The organism is Pseudomonas sp. NPDC087814, assembly GCF_044742865.1.
In the GTDB taxonomy this organism is placed as follows: domain Bacteria; phylum Pseudomonadota; class Gammaproteobacteria; order Pseudomonadales; family Pseudomonadaceae; genus Aquipseudomonas.
The window spans coordinates 20611-35550 of the sequence record NZ_JBIUVK010000060.1 but is presented as its reverse complement, the minus strand read 5'-3'; the positions used below and the strand labels follow the sequence as shown (position 1 = coordinate 35550).

General features: G+C 62.3%; 12 protein-coding genes. 6 read left to right on the top strand and 6 right to left on the bottom strand.

Annotation, left to right across the window (positions count from 1 at the left end; translation table 11 throughout):
- Positions 1-234: 234 nt before the first annotated feature.
- Positions 235-1587, bottom strand: coding sequence for a tetratricopeptide repeat protein (locus ACIOMR_RS27720; RefSeq protein WP_401197529.1), 1353 nt, complete (start codon positions 1585-1587; stop codon positions 235-237).
- Positions 1588-1926: 339 nt separating this feature from the next.
- Here ACIOMR_RS27720 and ACIOMR_RS27715 point away from each other — a divergent pair, with 339 nt between their 5' ends.
- The 5 genes from ACIOMR_RS27715 to ACIOMR_RS27695 all read left to right on the top strand — a co-directional run bounded on the left by ACIOMR_RS27715 (position 1927) and on the right by ACIOMR_RS27695 (position 8053).
- Positions 1927-3510 (top strand): ABC transporter substrate-binding protein, encoded by a 1584-nt coding sequence (locus ACIOMR_RS27715; RefSeq protein ID WP_401197526.1) that lies wholly within the window; start codon positions 1927-1929, stop codon positions 3508-3510.
- Complete coding sequence (locus ACIOMR_RS27710) at positions 3507-4484, top strand: ABC transporter permease (protein ID WP_087693384.1); 978 nt, start codon at positions 3507-3509, stop codon at positions 4482-4484. The genes ACIOMR_RS27715 and ACIOMR_RS27710 overlap by 4 nt, the downstream gene beginning before the upstream one ends.
- A complete protein-coding gene (locus ACIOMR_RS27705) occupies positions 4484-5311 on the top strand; it encodes an ABC transporter permease (RefSeq protein WP_134326222.1) in 828 nt (275 codons plus the stop codon). The genes ACIOMR_RS27710 and ACIOMR_RS27705 overlap by 1 nt, the downstream gene beginning before the upstream one ends.
- Positions 5308-6888, top strand: coding sequence for a dipeptide ABC transporter ATP-binding protein (locus tag ACIOMR_RS27700; RefSeq protein ID WP_401197521.1), 1581 nt, complete (start codon positions 5308-5310; stop codon positions 6886-6888). Before ACIOMR_RS27705 ends, ACIOMR_RS27700 begins: the two co-directional genes overlap by 4 nt.
- A 304-nt stretch (positions 6889-7192) precedes the next feature.
- The gene (locus tag ACIOMR_RS27695; protein ID WP_177040377.1) at positions 7193-8053 is read left to right on the top strand and encodes an alpha/beta fold hydrolase; all 861 of its coding nucleotides are present in this window, start codon (positions 7193-7195) and stop codon (positions 8051-8053) included.
- On the opposite strand, the gene ACIOMR_RS27690 is transcribed toward ACIOMR_RS27695, so the two are convergent.
- From ACIOMR_RS27690 to ACIOMR_RS27670, 5 genes are all read right to left on the bottom strand, one after another.
- Complete coding sequence (locus ACIOMR_RS27690) at positions 8020-8742, bottom strand: L,D-transpeptidase (RefSeq protein WP_003210282.1); 723 nt, start codon at positions 8740-8742, stop codon at positions 8020-8022. The two genes, ACIOMR_RS27695 and ACIOMR_RS27690, sit on opposite strands and share 34 nt — an antisense overlap.
- Positions 8743-8825: 83 nt before the next feature.
- Positions 8826-9587, bottom strand: a complete 762-nt coding sequence (locus ACIOMR_RS27685; protein WP_401197516.1) for a M15 family metallopeptidase — start codon at positions 9585-9587, stop codon at positions 8826-8828.
- A gap of 67 nt (positions 9588-9654) precedes the next feature.
- A complete protein-coding gene (locus tag ACIOMR_RS27680) occupies positions 9655-11175 on the bottom strand; it encodes an ArnT family glycosyltransferase (protein ID WP_401197513.1) in 1521 nt (506 codons plus the stop codon).
- A 60-nt stretch (positions 11176-11235) separates the two neighbouring features.
- A complete protein-coding gene (arnT, locus tag ACIOMR_RS27675) occupies positions 11236-12891 on the bottom strand; it encodes a lipid IV(A) 4-amino-4-deoxy-L-arabinosyltransferase (RefSeq protein ID WP_008431381.1) in 1656 nt (551 codons plus the stop codon).
- A 350-nt stretch (positions 12892-13241) separates the two neighbouring features.
- Entirely contained in the window at positions 13242-13925 is a 684-nt protein-coding gene (locus tag ACIOMR_RS27670) for a histidine phosphatase family protein (protein ID WP_003210274.1), read from the bottom strand.
- Between the two features lie 346 nt (positions 13926-14271).
- Between ACIOMR_RS27670 and ACIOMR_RS27665 the strand changes: the two genes are divergently transcribed.
- Entirely contained in the window at positions 14272-14940 is a 669-nt protein-coding gene (locus ACIOMR_RS27665; protein ID WP_008431380.1) for an ABC transporter ATP-binding protein, read from the top strand.

The window sequence follows — 14940 nt, the reverse complement described above, 5'->3', positions numbered from 1 at the left end:
GCCGCGTTCATCCAGAATGCCCGCGTCATCGTTAACGACCTTCGCGAGCAAGCCCGCTCCCACATTTGGACCGTGCCCGCTTTAGCTTTTGATTTACAACACTCAAGCCGGCCGGGAGGCCGCTGTGCTGTTGATCTGCTTTTGATCTTGATCTTAGGCGCCCCGGTTAAACCACGCTGGCCGAAGCGAGGTGCCGAGTGGTGGGGCAAAAGCGGAACCAATACAAGCCATCACCTAAATAACGGATATCCCCCCAATCCGCGCCCGCGCCCGCAGCGCCTCCCCAGGCAACCCCAAAGCCTCATACACCACCACCAAAGCTCGGTTCGTCGGCACATCCAGCCCGTCATACCGCCGGCGCAATTCCAGCGTCTGCTGCGCCCCAAGCCAATCCCCAACCCGCAACCGTGCGTCCAGCTCCACCTGCGCAAACAAATCCCGCTGCGCATGACTCCCGCCAATCTCATTCAGCCGCGGCAACGCTATCCCCAGCTGTTCCAACGCCCGCCGGGCATCCCCCCGGGCATGCGCCAACAACCCCTCAGCCAACGGCAACGTCACTTCCCGCCAAACCGGCCGCGCTTCCACACTGTGCCTGCGCAAAGCCGCCAACAACTGATCCGCCTCAGGCTTGCCCGCACGGGCCAACCCGTACAAATACTGCACACTCAAAAACGGCTGCACCGCATCCCCAACCCGACGCTGTAGGTAGGGCGCCAATGCCTGCCACCGCTCACCCACATCAATCCCGGCCAGCTCCAGCCGCGCCAGCAATGACACCGCGCCCACCTGATCCTGGGAGTACTCCGGCAAGATCCCCCACACATGCCGGTCATAAATCTCCAGCACCCGCTGATCCTCCCCGCGCCCCAGATAAAACAACGCGAGATGCCACCAGTTATGGGTGTACATGAACGAGTTAAGCCCGTCCCAGTGCTGCTTCACGCCCTCCAGAAACCCGATGCCTTCCTCGATACGCCCCTGGGTCAGCATCACATGGGCCAATGCGTGATGGGCCCATGGCTCGGACGCCTGCAACCGCAACGCTTCAAGCGCACTGGCCTCGGCTTCCTCCAGCAAATGACACTGCTCATACGCAAACGCCAGTAGCCCATGACCGTGGGCGATATCCGGCGCGCCGGCGGTGGCTTTCAAACCGATCCGCAGCAGCGCCGGCCAGTTGCCCCGGTTGAATTCCAGGTACTGGTTGAGCTTGGCCGCAAGCAGGTCCCGCGGATAAAGATCCAGCAGATGCTCGCTGAGGCGCAGCACTTCATCCAGCTCGTCGTTGATCCAGGCTTGCAGCACTTGCAGATACACGAGCGCCCGTGGATGCCGGGAATTCACCGCCGCCGCCCGCTGACGGTACTTCTCGGCCAGCACAGGGCCCTCGGGCGACTCGATAAACATCAGCAGCAGGCCGGCAAATCCGTTGGCCAATGCTGAGTCGGGGTCGGCATCGGCGACCGCGAGGATGCCCTCGGCACGGGGCTGATAGCCGAGAAAACCGCCGACGAAATCATCCAGGCCCTGACGGGTGGCGGGGTTGAGGGTGTCGATGGGGTTGCCCAGGTAATCCAGTGACATGCGCTTCAAACTCATGGGTTCAGATAGCGGTTAGAAGGGCAAACCTTGTGCCAGTGATGGGGCCCTCAAACTTCAAACCTTACCGTAGCAGCTGCCGAGCCTTGTCGAGGCTGCGTTGGCGGCATACCTGACACACCGCAGACGCAGCCTCGCCAAGGCCCGGCAGCTGCTACGCACAACCATTCCTCAAGAGGGCGGGCTGTTGCTTTTTCCACACTCGTCCCGGCCGCTGTGGTTTTTTCATCACTGCCAAGGTCTACGACGCCCGCAAACGCGGCCCGTCGCCCCATGGCACAGCCCTTGCTAAATCCCTGACAAAACCTTAGCCAAGGAGTCTCCATGCGCCCTTTATCTTTTCGCCGTGTCCTTTCATACCTGGGACTTGGCGCCGTGCTGCTGGCCGGCACCGCTCAGGCGCAACCCCATGACGGCGGAGTGCTGAACCTGGTGGCCCAACCCGAACCGCCGTCGCTGATGCACGGCGTGGTCAGCCACGTGTCCACCCAGTACGTCAGCGGCAAGATCCTCCAGGGCCTGCTGACCTTCGACACCGACCTGAAACCCAAACCGGTATTGGCCAAGGCCTGGACCGTTTCTCCCGATGGCCTGACCTACACCTTCGATTTGCAGGACAACGTGCGCTGGCATGATGGCCACGCGTTCACCGCCGATGACGTGGTGTTCAGCTTCCAGACCTTCTACCCCGAAGTGGACAAGCGTCTGGGCGGGGTCTTCACCGAGTACGTCGACAGCATCACCGCGAAGGGCCCGCTGCAGGTGGTGTTCCAGCTCAAGAAACCCTTCGCGCCGTTGCTCTCGGCCCTGGGCAGCGGGCTGCGGCCTGTGGTGCCCAAGCACCTCTACGAGAACACTGACTTTCGTAACAACCCCTATAACCTCAAGCCTGTCGGCACCGGCCCGTTTGTGTTTGTGGAGTGGAAACGCGGCGCCTATATCAAGCTGGCAAAGAACCCCGACTACTGGAAAAAGGGCCTGCCACACCTGGATGCGATCATCTTCCACGTGATCCCGGACGGCTCGTCCCGCGCTGCGGCGTTCGAGCGCAACGACGTGCAGGTGCTGCGCAGCGGTGATGCCGACTATTCCGACCTCAAGCGCCTGACCGCCTTGCCGGACGTGCAGTCGTCGGAAAAAGGCTGGGAGCTGTATTCCGGCCTGGCCTTCCTGCAGATCAATACGCGCAAGCCGCCGCTGAACAACCCCAAGGTGCGCCAGGCGATCCTGTATGCGCTGAACCGCCAGTTCATCGTCGACAACATCTTCTTCGGTTCGGGCAAGGTTGCCCCCGGCCAGTTCGTGTCCACCTCGCCGTACCACGACCCGCAATTGCCGCAGTACACCTATGACGTGAAAAAAGCCAAGGCGCTGATTGCCGAGTCCGGCGTGGACGTGGGCGCCGTGCGGATTCGCCTGCTCAACGGCGAGAAGGGCGGTGCCTGGGAGCGCCTGGCCGAATACACCAAGCAAGCCCTGCAGCCGCTGGGCTTCAAGGTACAAGTGGTGACGTCCGACGCCGCCACCTGGTTCCAGCGCGTCAGCGACTGGGACTTCGACCTGACCTACAACTTCATCTTCCAGATCGGCGACCCGTACCTGACCAACGCCTACCTGTACCGCTCCGACTACATCCTCAAGACTTCGCCATTTGCCAACGTCAGCGGCTACAACAGCCCCGAGGCCGATGCCCTGTGGACCCAGGTCGCCAACACCCCGGAAGGCCCGGAACGCACCAGGCTCTATAGCCAGTTGGAACACGTGCTGAACACCGACCTGCCGATCGCGCCGATCTTCGAAATGCGCTACCCGACACTGTTCCACAAAGAGGTGAAGAACCTGCTGCAAACCGCCACCAGCCTTAACGAAGACTACGAAAGCGTCTACCTCGACGCGCCTGCACCATGAACGGGTTGCTGTATTTCAGCGGTCGCCTGCTCAAGGCACTGTTAATGATTGTGGCGGTGCTGGTGCTGGGCTTTTTACTGATCCGCCTGGCGCCGGGTGACCCGGCGCTGCTGTTGGCCGGCGAGGCGGGGGTGGACGATGTGCAGTTCATCGAACACCTGCGCCAGACCATGGGCCTGGACAAGCCGTTGCTCACGCAGTTGCTGATCTACCTGGGCAATATCGCCCATCTGGACCTGGGTTATTCCTACCGCAACCAGACCTCGGTGTGGTCGCTGATTGCCGAGCGCTTGCCGGCAACACTGGCCCTGATGGGCTCGGCATTTTTGCTCTCGTCGGTGCTTGGCGTCACCCTGGGGACGTTGGCCGCCCGGGCCCGACAGAAGCGTCACTGGCTGGATGGCGTGATCTCCCACGGCGCATTGCTGCTGTATGCGATGCCGCCATTCTGGCTGGCGATGCTGCTGATCCTGTTGTTCTCCGTCAGCCTCGATTGGTTGCCGGCGTTTGGCATGGAAACGGTGGCACAGGACTTTTCCCTGCTCGACCGGCTCAAGCACCTGCTGCTGCCGTGCGTGTCGTTGAGCGTGCTGTTCCTCGCCTTGTATATCCACCTGACCCGTGCCGCCGTGCTCGACGCCCTTGGCCAGGAATACGTGCGCACCGCCCACGCCAAGGGCCTGCACCCGCGGCGGATTTTGTACGTGCATGTGTTGCGCAATGCGCTGTTGCCGGTGGTGACCTTTGCCGGTTTGCAACTGGGCCAGTTGGCCAGCGGCGCGTTGCTGGTGGAGGTGGTGTATTCCTGGCCGGGGATTGGTCGCTTGATGTACGACTCGCTGGCCCAGCGTGACTACGGCGTGTTGATGGGCGGTTTCCTGGTGATCTCGATTCTGGTGGTGGGCTTTAACGTGTTGACCGATGTGATCTGTCGTTTTCTCGACCCGCGTATCGGTGCAGGAGTGCAAGGTTGATGCTGGTTTTTCGACGTTTTGTGCGCCAGCCTGCGGCGTTGATCGGTGCGCTGTTTTTGCTGCTGCTGACGCTGTTGGCGATCGCCGCCCCCTGGCTGACCAGCAGCTCGCCATGGGAGATGAACAGCCCGCCGATGCTCGCGCCATTCCACGACCCGGCCCATTGGCTGGGCAGTGACCTGCTCGGTCGCGACCTCGCCAGTGGCCTGCTGTACGGCGCGCGGGTGTCCCTGGCCGTGGGGGCGCTGGCCAGCCTGGCGACCCTGGTGGTGGGCCTGCTGGTCGGCGCGGTCGCCGGCTATTTCGGTGGCTGGCTCGATGGTGTGCTGATGCGCATTGCCGAGTTCTTCCAGATCATTCCGCAACTGGTACTGGCGGTGATCCTGGTGGCGATCCTTGAGCCGTCCCTGTTCTCCATCGTGCTGGCCATCGCACTCGTAGCGTGGCCGGCGGTGGCGCGGTTGGTGCGCAGTGAGTTCCTGACCCTGCGCCAGCGCGAATTCGTGCAGGCCGCGCGGGTGCTGGGGCAGTCGCCGCTGGGGATCATCGCCCAGCAGATCCTGCCCAACGCCCTGGCGCCGCTGCTGGTGACCATGACCTTTGTCATGGCCACGGCGATCCTCACCGAAGCGGCCTTGGCGTTTCTCGGCTTGAGCGACCCGGAAGCCATGAGCTGGGGCTACATGATCAATGCCTCCCGTGGCTTGCTGCGGGACGCCTGGTGGATGAGCTTTCTGCCGGGGTTGGCGATTGTGCTGTGCGTGCTGGCGGTCAATCGAGTCGGTGAAGGTTTGCGTGTGGCCTTTGAGCCCGGGAGGTCGCTATGACGTTGTTGAGTGTTGAACATTTGCGTATCGCCTTGCCGGCCGGTGCGGACCGCAGCCATGCGCTGTATGACCTGTCGCTGCAACTGAACCGTGGCGAATGCTTGTGTGTGGTGGGTGAATCCGGTTCCGGCAAGTCAATGCTGGCCAAGGCTTTGCTGCGCCAGTTGCCGGCCCCGCTGAAGGTGGAAAGCGGGCGCCTGGTGTTTCGCGACGAAGACCTGGCCGACCGCAGCGAAGAGGCCATGCGCCAACTGCGCGGGCGGGATATCAGCATGGTATTCCAGGAGCCCATGAGCGCCCTCAACCCACTGTTGCGGGTGGGCGAACAGATCGATGAAACCCTGCGCGCCCATGGCGTGGCGGCGGCACGGGTGCGGCGTCAGCGGGTGGTGGATTTGCTCGGTTATGTCGGCTTGCCCGACCCTGAGCGCTTGCGACTGGCGTATCCGTTTGAACTGTCTGGCGGGCAGCGTCAGCGGGTGGTGATCGCCATGGCCCTGGCGTTTGATCCGGCGCTGTTGATTGCCGATGAGCCGACCTCGGCGCTGGACGTGACCACCCAGGCGCAGATTCTCGACCTGCTGCGCAAGATCCAGCAGGACAAGGGCATGGCACTGTTGTTTATCACCCACGACTTTGCCGTGGTCGAGGCGATTGCCGACCGGGTGCTGGTGCTGGAAAAGGGCCGGGTGGTGGAGCAGGGCACGGCCCCGGCGGTGTTGCGTGTGCCCCGGGAAGATTACACCCGGCAGTTGTTGGCGGCGGTGTCGGCGCAACCGCTGGTGCCACGTACGCAGGTGGCTGGCCCTGTGGTGCTGAAGGCCGAAGCGCTGGGCAAGGTGTTCAGCAGCCGCAGCGGTTGGTGGGGGCGGCGTACGACTCAGGCGTTGGATGCGGTTCAGCTGCAATTACGTGAAGGCGAGACGTTGGGGATTGTGGGGGAGTCGGGGTCGGGCAAGTCGACCCTGGGTCGGTGCCTGGTGCGTTTGCTGCGTGCTGACAGCGGGCGGATTGAGTGGTTGGGGCGGGAGGTCGCGGGGTTGTCTGAAGGGCGGCTGCGAGCGTTGCGCAGTGATGTGCAGATGATTTTCCAGGATCCGTTTGCCTCGCTCAATCCGCGGCAGACGGTGGGGCAGATTGTTATGACTGGGCCTTTGGTGCAGGGGGTTTCCAAGGCGGATGCCGAGCGACGGGCCCGTGAGTTGCTGGGGTTGGTGGGGTTGCCGGCAGCGGCGTTTGAGCGGTTTCCTCATGAATTTTCCGGGGGGCAACGGCAGCGCATAGGGATCGCCCGGGCGTTGGCGGTGGAGCCTAAGGTGTTGATCGCTGATGAGTGTGTGTCGGCGCTTGATGCGCTGATCCAGGTGCAGATTCTGGAGTTGCTGGAGTCGCTGCAGCGGCGGTTCAGGTTGAGCATTGTGTTTATTACTCATGACTTGCGGGTGGCTGCGCGGTTGTGTGACCGGATTGCGGTGATGCGTCAGGGGAGGGTGGTGGAGCAGGGGGAGACGGCGGCGCTGTTTGCTGATGCGCGGCATCCGTATACGCGGGAGTTGTTGATGGCTGAGGCCATCTGACTTGGGTTGTTGGGGTTGGGGGCATATCCGTTATTCAGCTAACGGCCACCTATGGTTTCGCTCTTACAGCAGTCACATTGCAAAAGCGGCAAAGGCGACCTGAGTGTTAGAGCAAAAGCAGAGCCGCTTTATGTGGGAGCGGGCTTGCTCGCGAAGAACCTGAGAGCGCCGCGTTGAATCAGGATGTTCGCGTTATCGTTAACGACCTTCGCGAGCAAGCCCGCTCCCACATTTGGATCGTGTCCACCTTTGATTTTGCTGTTGCTTCACCACACTCAACCCTTTCACTTATTGAGAAACCTCCATGCCGACCTCTTTCACCGAACTGCCAGTGATCCAGGGCCAACCACTGGAAATCCGCCCCAACCGTCACCTGAGCATCACCCATCACGCGGGCACCACCCAACCCGACACGGTAGTGTTCTTCTGCCACGGCGCCGGCGGCAACAAGGACCAGTGGCGCCACCAATGGCAATCCCTGAAAACCCAAGGCTACAGTCTGGTCGCCTGGGACCTGCTCGGTCACGGCGCCAGCGCAAAACCCCGCAACCCAGAGGCCTACGCCTGGCCCGAACTGGTCGCCGACTACCTGGAAATCCTCAGGCGCTACGGCGGCTCCCGCAACCTCATCGTCGCCCACTCCTTCGGCACTGGCCTGACCCTGAGCGCCTTGCTGGCCAAACCCGCGATCCCCATCGAAGCCGTATTGCTGCTGGGCACCCGACTCCACAGCATCAGCCGGAGCGGCGGCCTGATGCGTCTACCCGCATGGCTCCTGGAATGGCTGCGCCCCCTGCTGGCCAAAGGTTTCCGCCAGGCCGCATGGAACGCCAAAGCCGACCCCGCACTGGTCGCCTACGAAGAAAAACTCACCGAGCGCAACCCGCTGTACATGTTCAAGGCCCTGATGAAAAACGTCCAATGGCCAGACGCCAATGCACTGCTCACCCTGACCCTGCCCGTGAGTGTGCTGGCCGGCGACACCGACGGCCTGACCCCGGCCAGCGGCGGCGAAGCACTCGCCCGGCATTTGCCCAATGCCGAGTATCAGTTGTTGCCCGAATGCGGCCACCAACTCATGCTGGAAAAACCCGATGAGGTATTGGCCGCATTTCAGCGCCTGCTGTCAGCTCAGCGGGACGGCAGTTTCCAGCGCTCACGGTAGAGGTCGTACTGCGCGGCGGGCAGTTGCACCAGCAGCGGGTTTTCTCGCGGGTCCAGCCAGGCAAACAACGCCTGGATATTCACCGGGTCCATCGCCGTGCAGCCCAATGTTCCCGAACTGACGCTGCGCCAGATATGCAGGAAAATACACGAGCCGCCGTTGGCCAAAGCCGGTGTGTTGTGCTCGACAAAAATCCCCTGGCGGTACAGCTGGTCCTTGCGCAGCATCCGCTCGGAACTGGTCCAGTCCTTGTTCACCGCCGAGCTGTCCACCAGGGTGTTGTAATGGCTGGACTGGCTGTCATCCACGCATTCGCGGGTGGCGGTACTGGCCGCGTAAGGCAAGCGGGTGTCAGCGGTGGGAGCGTAGCCGAAGGCACCGCCGAGTTTGAAGATGCCGGCCGGGGCCTTGCCATCGCCTTCATGCTTGAGGGGCTGCTGGTCGGGGGTGGGCGTCGTAAGGCCGGTGCCCCACGCCATGCCGTTTTTACCGACCACGATGGCAAAGGGTTCGCCGACTTTCTGAAAGCCTTGCCCGTGCCGCTCATAGCGTTGTGCGGTGCCCTGGAGGGCGTTCCAGCCCGGGGTGGTGACCACGATCAGTTGCCGGCTGGTCTCGGGGATTTGCGCGAGTGCCACGTTTGAAAGCAGCGTCAGCAGCGCCGCGCAGGTTTTGATGAGCGTGTTCAACGTCGTTCAGTCCTTGAAAAGAGGGAAACCTCAAACGCTAGTTTTTGCCCCGGGCTTTATCAAGCTGAAGCTGTGTTGTGATGTTACCGCAGCGGTTCGATAGGGAAGTCCATCGGCTCGGCCCGCACCGGGTTTCGGCTATAGGTGAAGTGCCACCATTCGCCGGCATAACCGGTAAAGCCTTCCTTGGCCATCGCAGCGCTCAACCGTTGGCGATTCTGGCGTGCCGCCTGGCTGATGTGGGAGCTGTTGGTGTGGGCCATTTCGTCGAAGCAATCAAAACCGGTGCCCATGTCCAGGCCGCCATCGGGCAGGCGTCGACCGTAACCGGCGGCGCAATCCACCGCCGCGGTGTCGGCGCTCCAGGCCTGGGCGGGCAGTGCATCGGGGCCGGTCAGGGTCACGTCCACTGCCGCCCCCCGGGAGTGGTTGGAAACCTTGGCCACATAGCCCAGGCGCCAGAAATCCTGCTTGTTCACCCGGGGATAGAACTCGGCCTTGGCCGGATCCCCCGGCAGGCTGGCGAAGCGGCCCATGTTCGCCACGGCACGGCTGGGACGATAGCAGTCGAAGACCTTCAAGCCGTAACCCTGCCTGGCCAACTCGGCCTGGACCCGTACCAGTGCCTTTGCCGCGTCGGCAGACAGCACGCATTCGGCTGCTTTGTAGCCGTCCAGCGGCGCTCCGGTGAAGTTGTGGGGGCTGGCGTAGCGAATGTCCTGGGCGATGCTCGGGTCGAGGCTGCGCAGGTAAACCATGTTGGCCGGCATCGGCGTGTCTGCCGCTACCGGCGTGGCGAGCACTATCAGGCTCAGGGCGGCAAGGGAAAGGGAAGAGTAGGGCATGGCGGGCCGGGCTCGGACGGTGGCTTAAGCGCGCCACACTAGCAATGCCCGCCCCATGCCGCCAGTGCTACGGCGCGGCGTTGGGCACAAATGCCACGCTGCCACCGTCACGCTTGTGGAACAACCGTTCACCATTGTCCGGCTGGGTAGTGATGACCTGATGATCGTTGCCCAGGTAGGCCAGCGGCGTCGGGTCATCCTTGGTGGACTGCGCGACAATAATTGTGCGCTTGGGATCAAAGGGGCGGCCGCTGGTTTTTTCCAGCCAGGCCATGAACGCCGCACTGTCGCCCTGGCGCGGGAAGTCCTGGGTTTCGGCAACGTAGTAGAACGGCGTCCCGTGATTTTGCAGGTACATCGGTACCTTGTTGTCGACTTCCACCATCACCATCTGCCACGCGTTCCATGGCGCGCTTTTCACTGCTTGCGCTTGAACGTCCTCGGCGAAACGGGTCACGCCGCCATTGCCATTGGTCCACGGATACACCACCCCGAGTACCAGCAGCATCACCCCGGCAGCGATGCCGAACCCACGGTACCAACCCCGGCCGACCGTGCTTTTGCGGGCGATACGCTCACTGACCCACCACGCCGCCAGCAACTGCGCGAACGGCACCAGCGGCAGCACGTAGTAACTGCGCCGGCTGCCACTGGCGGTGAAGAACACAAACAGCAGGCCCAGCCCCCACACCAGCCAACGGGTGTTGGGCGGGGTGTCGCGCCAATGCCGCACGGCGAGCCACAGGCCCAGCACCCAGCACGGCGCCCAGGGCAAGGTGTAGGCCGGCAGGTAGATCAGGTAGGTGTAGATCGGCCCCATATGGTCGAACGGGTCGAAGAAGCGCACCACGTTTTCCCGGAACACCAGTTCCAGGCCGCTTGCACCGTAGGTCGGTGCGCCGTATAGGTGGGACAGCACAAACGGGATCGCGTAGAACGCCCCGGCGATGATCACGGCCAGCACCAACCGCAGGTTGAGATGGCGTTTGTAGCGCTGTTCGCTGAGCAAGTGCGGCAGCAGCACCAGGCCCGGCAGTACAAAGCCGATCAAGCCCTTGAACAGCGACGTCGCCGCCAGTAACAGGAATAACACCGTGTAGCGCCCCAGCCGCGTATCGTCCGGCCCGCGCCAATACCACCAGACGGCGGCGAGCACGCCGCATACGGTCAGCACGTCCGCCGTGGCCACCCGGGCCCAGAAGAGGAAGTAGAAGGTGGTCGCGAGCATCCAGCCGGCAATCAGGCCGGTGCCTTTGCGGAACAGTTGCTCGCCGATCAGGTACACCAGCCAGATGCTCAGCCACGCCGAGATGACCGATGACAGGCGCAACGACCACGGCCCCAGGCCGCCCATCAGGTTGGCCAGGCCGGTGATCAGCCAGTACGACGGCAGGGGTTTGTCGTAATACGGGGTGCCCTTGAGGTACGGGTCGAAGTAGTCGCCGCTTTGCAGCATCTGCAGGGTGATGTTCGCCCAGCGGGTTTCCGGGCCCCACAGGTCGCGGGCGCCCAGGCCCAGCAGCAGGATCAGGGCCGACACGCCCAGGAGCAGCAGCAGGGCGCCGCGTTCGGTTTTCCAGAAGTTCATGCGGCGGTTCCGATGTGGGACGAGTGTTGAATGGGGTCACCCCACATTAGGGCGCCTGTGTTACGGCAATTGCGGGTAGATGATGATCTCCAGGTCACCCTTGTAATAACGCTTGCCCCCCAACGGCAGCTGGCCGGCTTCGCGCATTTCGCTGGTGCTCCTGACCCGCATCAGCACGCCCACCGAACCTTGCTGGCGCGCCTGCTTGAGCCAGGCTTGAACGCTGTCCAGATCCACCTTGCGGTGCATCGAGTCGGCGTATTGCAGGCCGTAGCGTAGTTCGCCTTCAGTGTTGTAGAGCGTCACTTCGGGCCGGCGCAGGCGCCATGCCAGGGCCGACGCCGATTCCAGTTCGTTGCTCAGCAGCGCTTGGGTCTTTTGGAGCTCGTCCAGGTGCTGGAGCACGAACTGGTCAGGCATCTGGTTATCTTCGACCACCGCCGGCATGCCGGCGGGCAACAGCGCCACCAGCAGGCCAATGCCCAACGCCGGCATCGCCCACAGCGCCAGTGGGCGGAAGGCCTGAAGCAGGTTGGCGAGCATCCAGCCCATCAGCACGATGAACGTCAGGGACAGGTTGAACATCTCGCTGTGGCTGTTGCCGTACAACGGCCGGTCGATTTGCAGGTAGATCAGCGTCACCATCGCCGCGAGGCCGATGCCCAGGTTGAGCAGGCCATTGACGCGCAGCGTGCGGGTGCGGGCGTTGGCCAGCAGGTCGATCAACGCATGGCCCATCAGCAGCGCCAGCGGCAGCAGGCACGGCATGATGTAGGTCGGCAGCTTGCCGTTGCTCAGGCTGAAAAAGCCCAGGGGCAGCAGCAACCACAGCGCCAGGAAGACGATGGCCGGTTGGCGCTTTTCCTTCCAGGCCTTGCACAGTGTCGCCGGCAGCAGCGCCGCCCATGGCAGGCACGACACCACCATCAGCGGCAGGTAGAACCACCAGGGACGTGCATGCTGGGCATTGTCGGAGGCGAACCGGCGGATGTGCTCGTGCCAGAAGAAGAAACGCCAGTAGTCCGGTTCCTGCAGGTGGATCGTCAGCGCCCAGGGCAGGCACACCACGGCCGCCACCAGAATCGCCAGCGGCCCGTAGCGCAGCAGTTCCCCCAGGCGACGTTGCCAGAGCATGTAAGGCAGGGCGATCAACACCGGCAGCAACCACGCCAGGAAACCCTTGGTCATGAAACCCATGCCGCAGGCCACACCCAACAACGTCCAGCTGGCGAGGCGCGCACGGGGGGTGGAGCTGTCGAGGGCAAACCACAGCGCCGCCAGGCTCAGGTTGACCCAAAAGGTGAATTGCGGATCCAGGTTGGAATAACCGGCTTGCCCGGCCACCAGGCCGAAACTCATGTAGAGCAGCGCGCAGGCGAAGCTCTTGCGCGGGTCGTTCCACAGCCGGCGGGCGATCAGGTAGGCGAGCACGACGCTCAGGCCGGTGGTCAGGGCGGAAGCGATGCGCACGCCGAACAGGTTTTCACCGAACAACGCCTGGCCCAGTGCAATGAGCCAGTAGCCGGCTGCGGGTTTTTCGAAATAGCGCACGCCCATGAAGTGCGGTGCCACCCAGTTGCCGCTGATGAGCATTTCCTGGCTGATCTGGGCGTAGCGGGTTTCGTCAGGGATCCATAGGCCATGCAGGCCCAGTGGCAGTAGATAGAACATCACGAATGCCAGTAGTAATACGGGCAATGGTTTAAGGCGGGTCATGGCTATTGCACTCTCAAGCGGTATTGACGGTGAATCAGCGCGAGCGCTGGATCAGCCATGCGCGAGGGGTGGAAGGTGGTCGTGGTCGGGTAGAAATGCGGCACAGAACGTTATTCCTTAAACAGTCTGTTAGTGGGGGGGGCGAAACTGAATATCCCTGTGCCCCAGTCAAGCTCGTTAAACGTGTGGCGTCCAATAAGTCATCGAAGGTCATCGTCATGTTGTTAACTTGTGAAAAGTTAGTGAGCTAATAAATTTTTGACAAAAATTCAATTAAAACCATAGACGATGCCACGGTCTGGCTGTCTTTTTGCTGAACGAACTTGAATGATTAAATGTTAAGAAGTGTTCTAAAGTTGTTTAAGCACGGCGGCCCAGTCCTTACTGTTCAAAATACCCAGCGCCTTGAACTTGCCATCGGGCAGCAGCTTTACAAACAATGCACTGCCATATTCAGCATGGGCAGCGTGTGAGTAGCCCAATGCCTCCTCGAAGTCGCTGATGCAGGCGCTGTGGGTGACCACCAGCAGGTTACGGTCCGCGTGTTTATGCGGGCGCAGTTCCTCGCCGATGGCAGGGCCGCAGATGGCCAGGGGGCCGGGTGACAGTTCGGCCTTGCCGAACATGAAAAGCGAGGTCTGCGCGGTACGGGTGGTGGGGCTGCTCAGTACGTCGGTGTTTTCCATGCCCAGGGTCTGGAAGGCCTTGCCCACGGCACTGGCAGACAACGAGCCGAGCGTGGTCAGGCCGTCTGCCGGGCCCAGGCAAGGGTTGTTGGAGCGGTCACAGCGTTCCTCATGGCGGACCAGCACCACCAGGTCTCCGTTACGCCAGGCTTCCAGGGTTCCGGAGGTGAGCAGGCGGTGGCCCACGCCCAGGTCCAGCGGCGATCTTGGCCACCAGATGAACGCCGTTACTGCCAGGCTGATCATCACGATACCTGCCACGCCCAGCCACAGTTTGTTCAGCTGTTTTACAAATGCCCAGCGCGAGCGAGACTTGCTCAGGGTCAGGTCAACCACACTATTCACCATTGGTAACTTCCAGGCGTTAATCCGGTAACTGGCAGCGGCAAGTTAGGCAGGCGCCAAGTGAGTAGCGCTGATGCAGGAATATGCAAAAGCGTGTCACAGGGGCGCTGTCTTTTTGCTGAACATACCGATATAAAAAATTGTTCACTTGCACTAACGGGCGTTTGAAATAACCAGCCTGTTATCTGCCCATGGACGGCAATTTAAAGTGCAGCAGGTGGCGGCCGGGTGAAATCGATGTGAAAAATTTGCAGGGGTCATGGGGCGCTCCTTTTGCCCAAGGTTGTGACATAAAAATGTGACAACCGTTATTCTCCGGCTTAAGTCCAGAAGCTTGTGGGGAGGGGTGATGCTGCAGGTACAAGGGGTATTCAAGAGTTATGGCACGCCGCAGGGGCCGTTGACCGTGCTGGCGGGTGTCGACCTGTACCTGGGAGCGCGCAGCAGCCTGGCGTTGATGGGTGAGTCGGGCAGTGGCAAAAGCACGCTGCTGCATTTGGTGGCCGGGCTCGACCAGGTCGACCGTGGCAGCATCCAGGTCGGCGACCAGCGCCTGGACCAGATGAGTGAGGCGCAACTGGCCCACTGGCGTCGCACCGAGATCGGCCTGGTGTTCCAGCAGTTCAACCTGATCGGCAGCCTGCGGGTCGAAGACAACCTGGCCTTCCAGGCGCGCCTGGCCGGGCGCCTCGATCCGGCGTGGCAAGCGCAGCTTGTGGAGCGACTCGGCCTGGGTGACTTGCTCAGGCGTTACCCCGAACAACTGTCCGGCGGCCAGCAGCAACGGGTAGCGGTAGGACGAGCCCTGGCGTCGCGCCCCGGCTTGCTGCTGGCGGACGAACCCACCGGTAACCTCGACGAAGGCACCAGTGACGAAGTGCTGCAACTGCTGCTGGACCTGCTGCGGGACAGCCCCACCAGCTTGCTGATGGTCACCCACAGCCCGCGCATCGCGGCGCGCCTTGACCAGCAGGTGGTGTTGCATCGCGGCCAGGTACTCGCTGCGGACGCCCGCTGA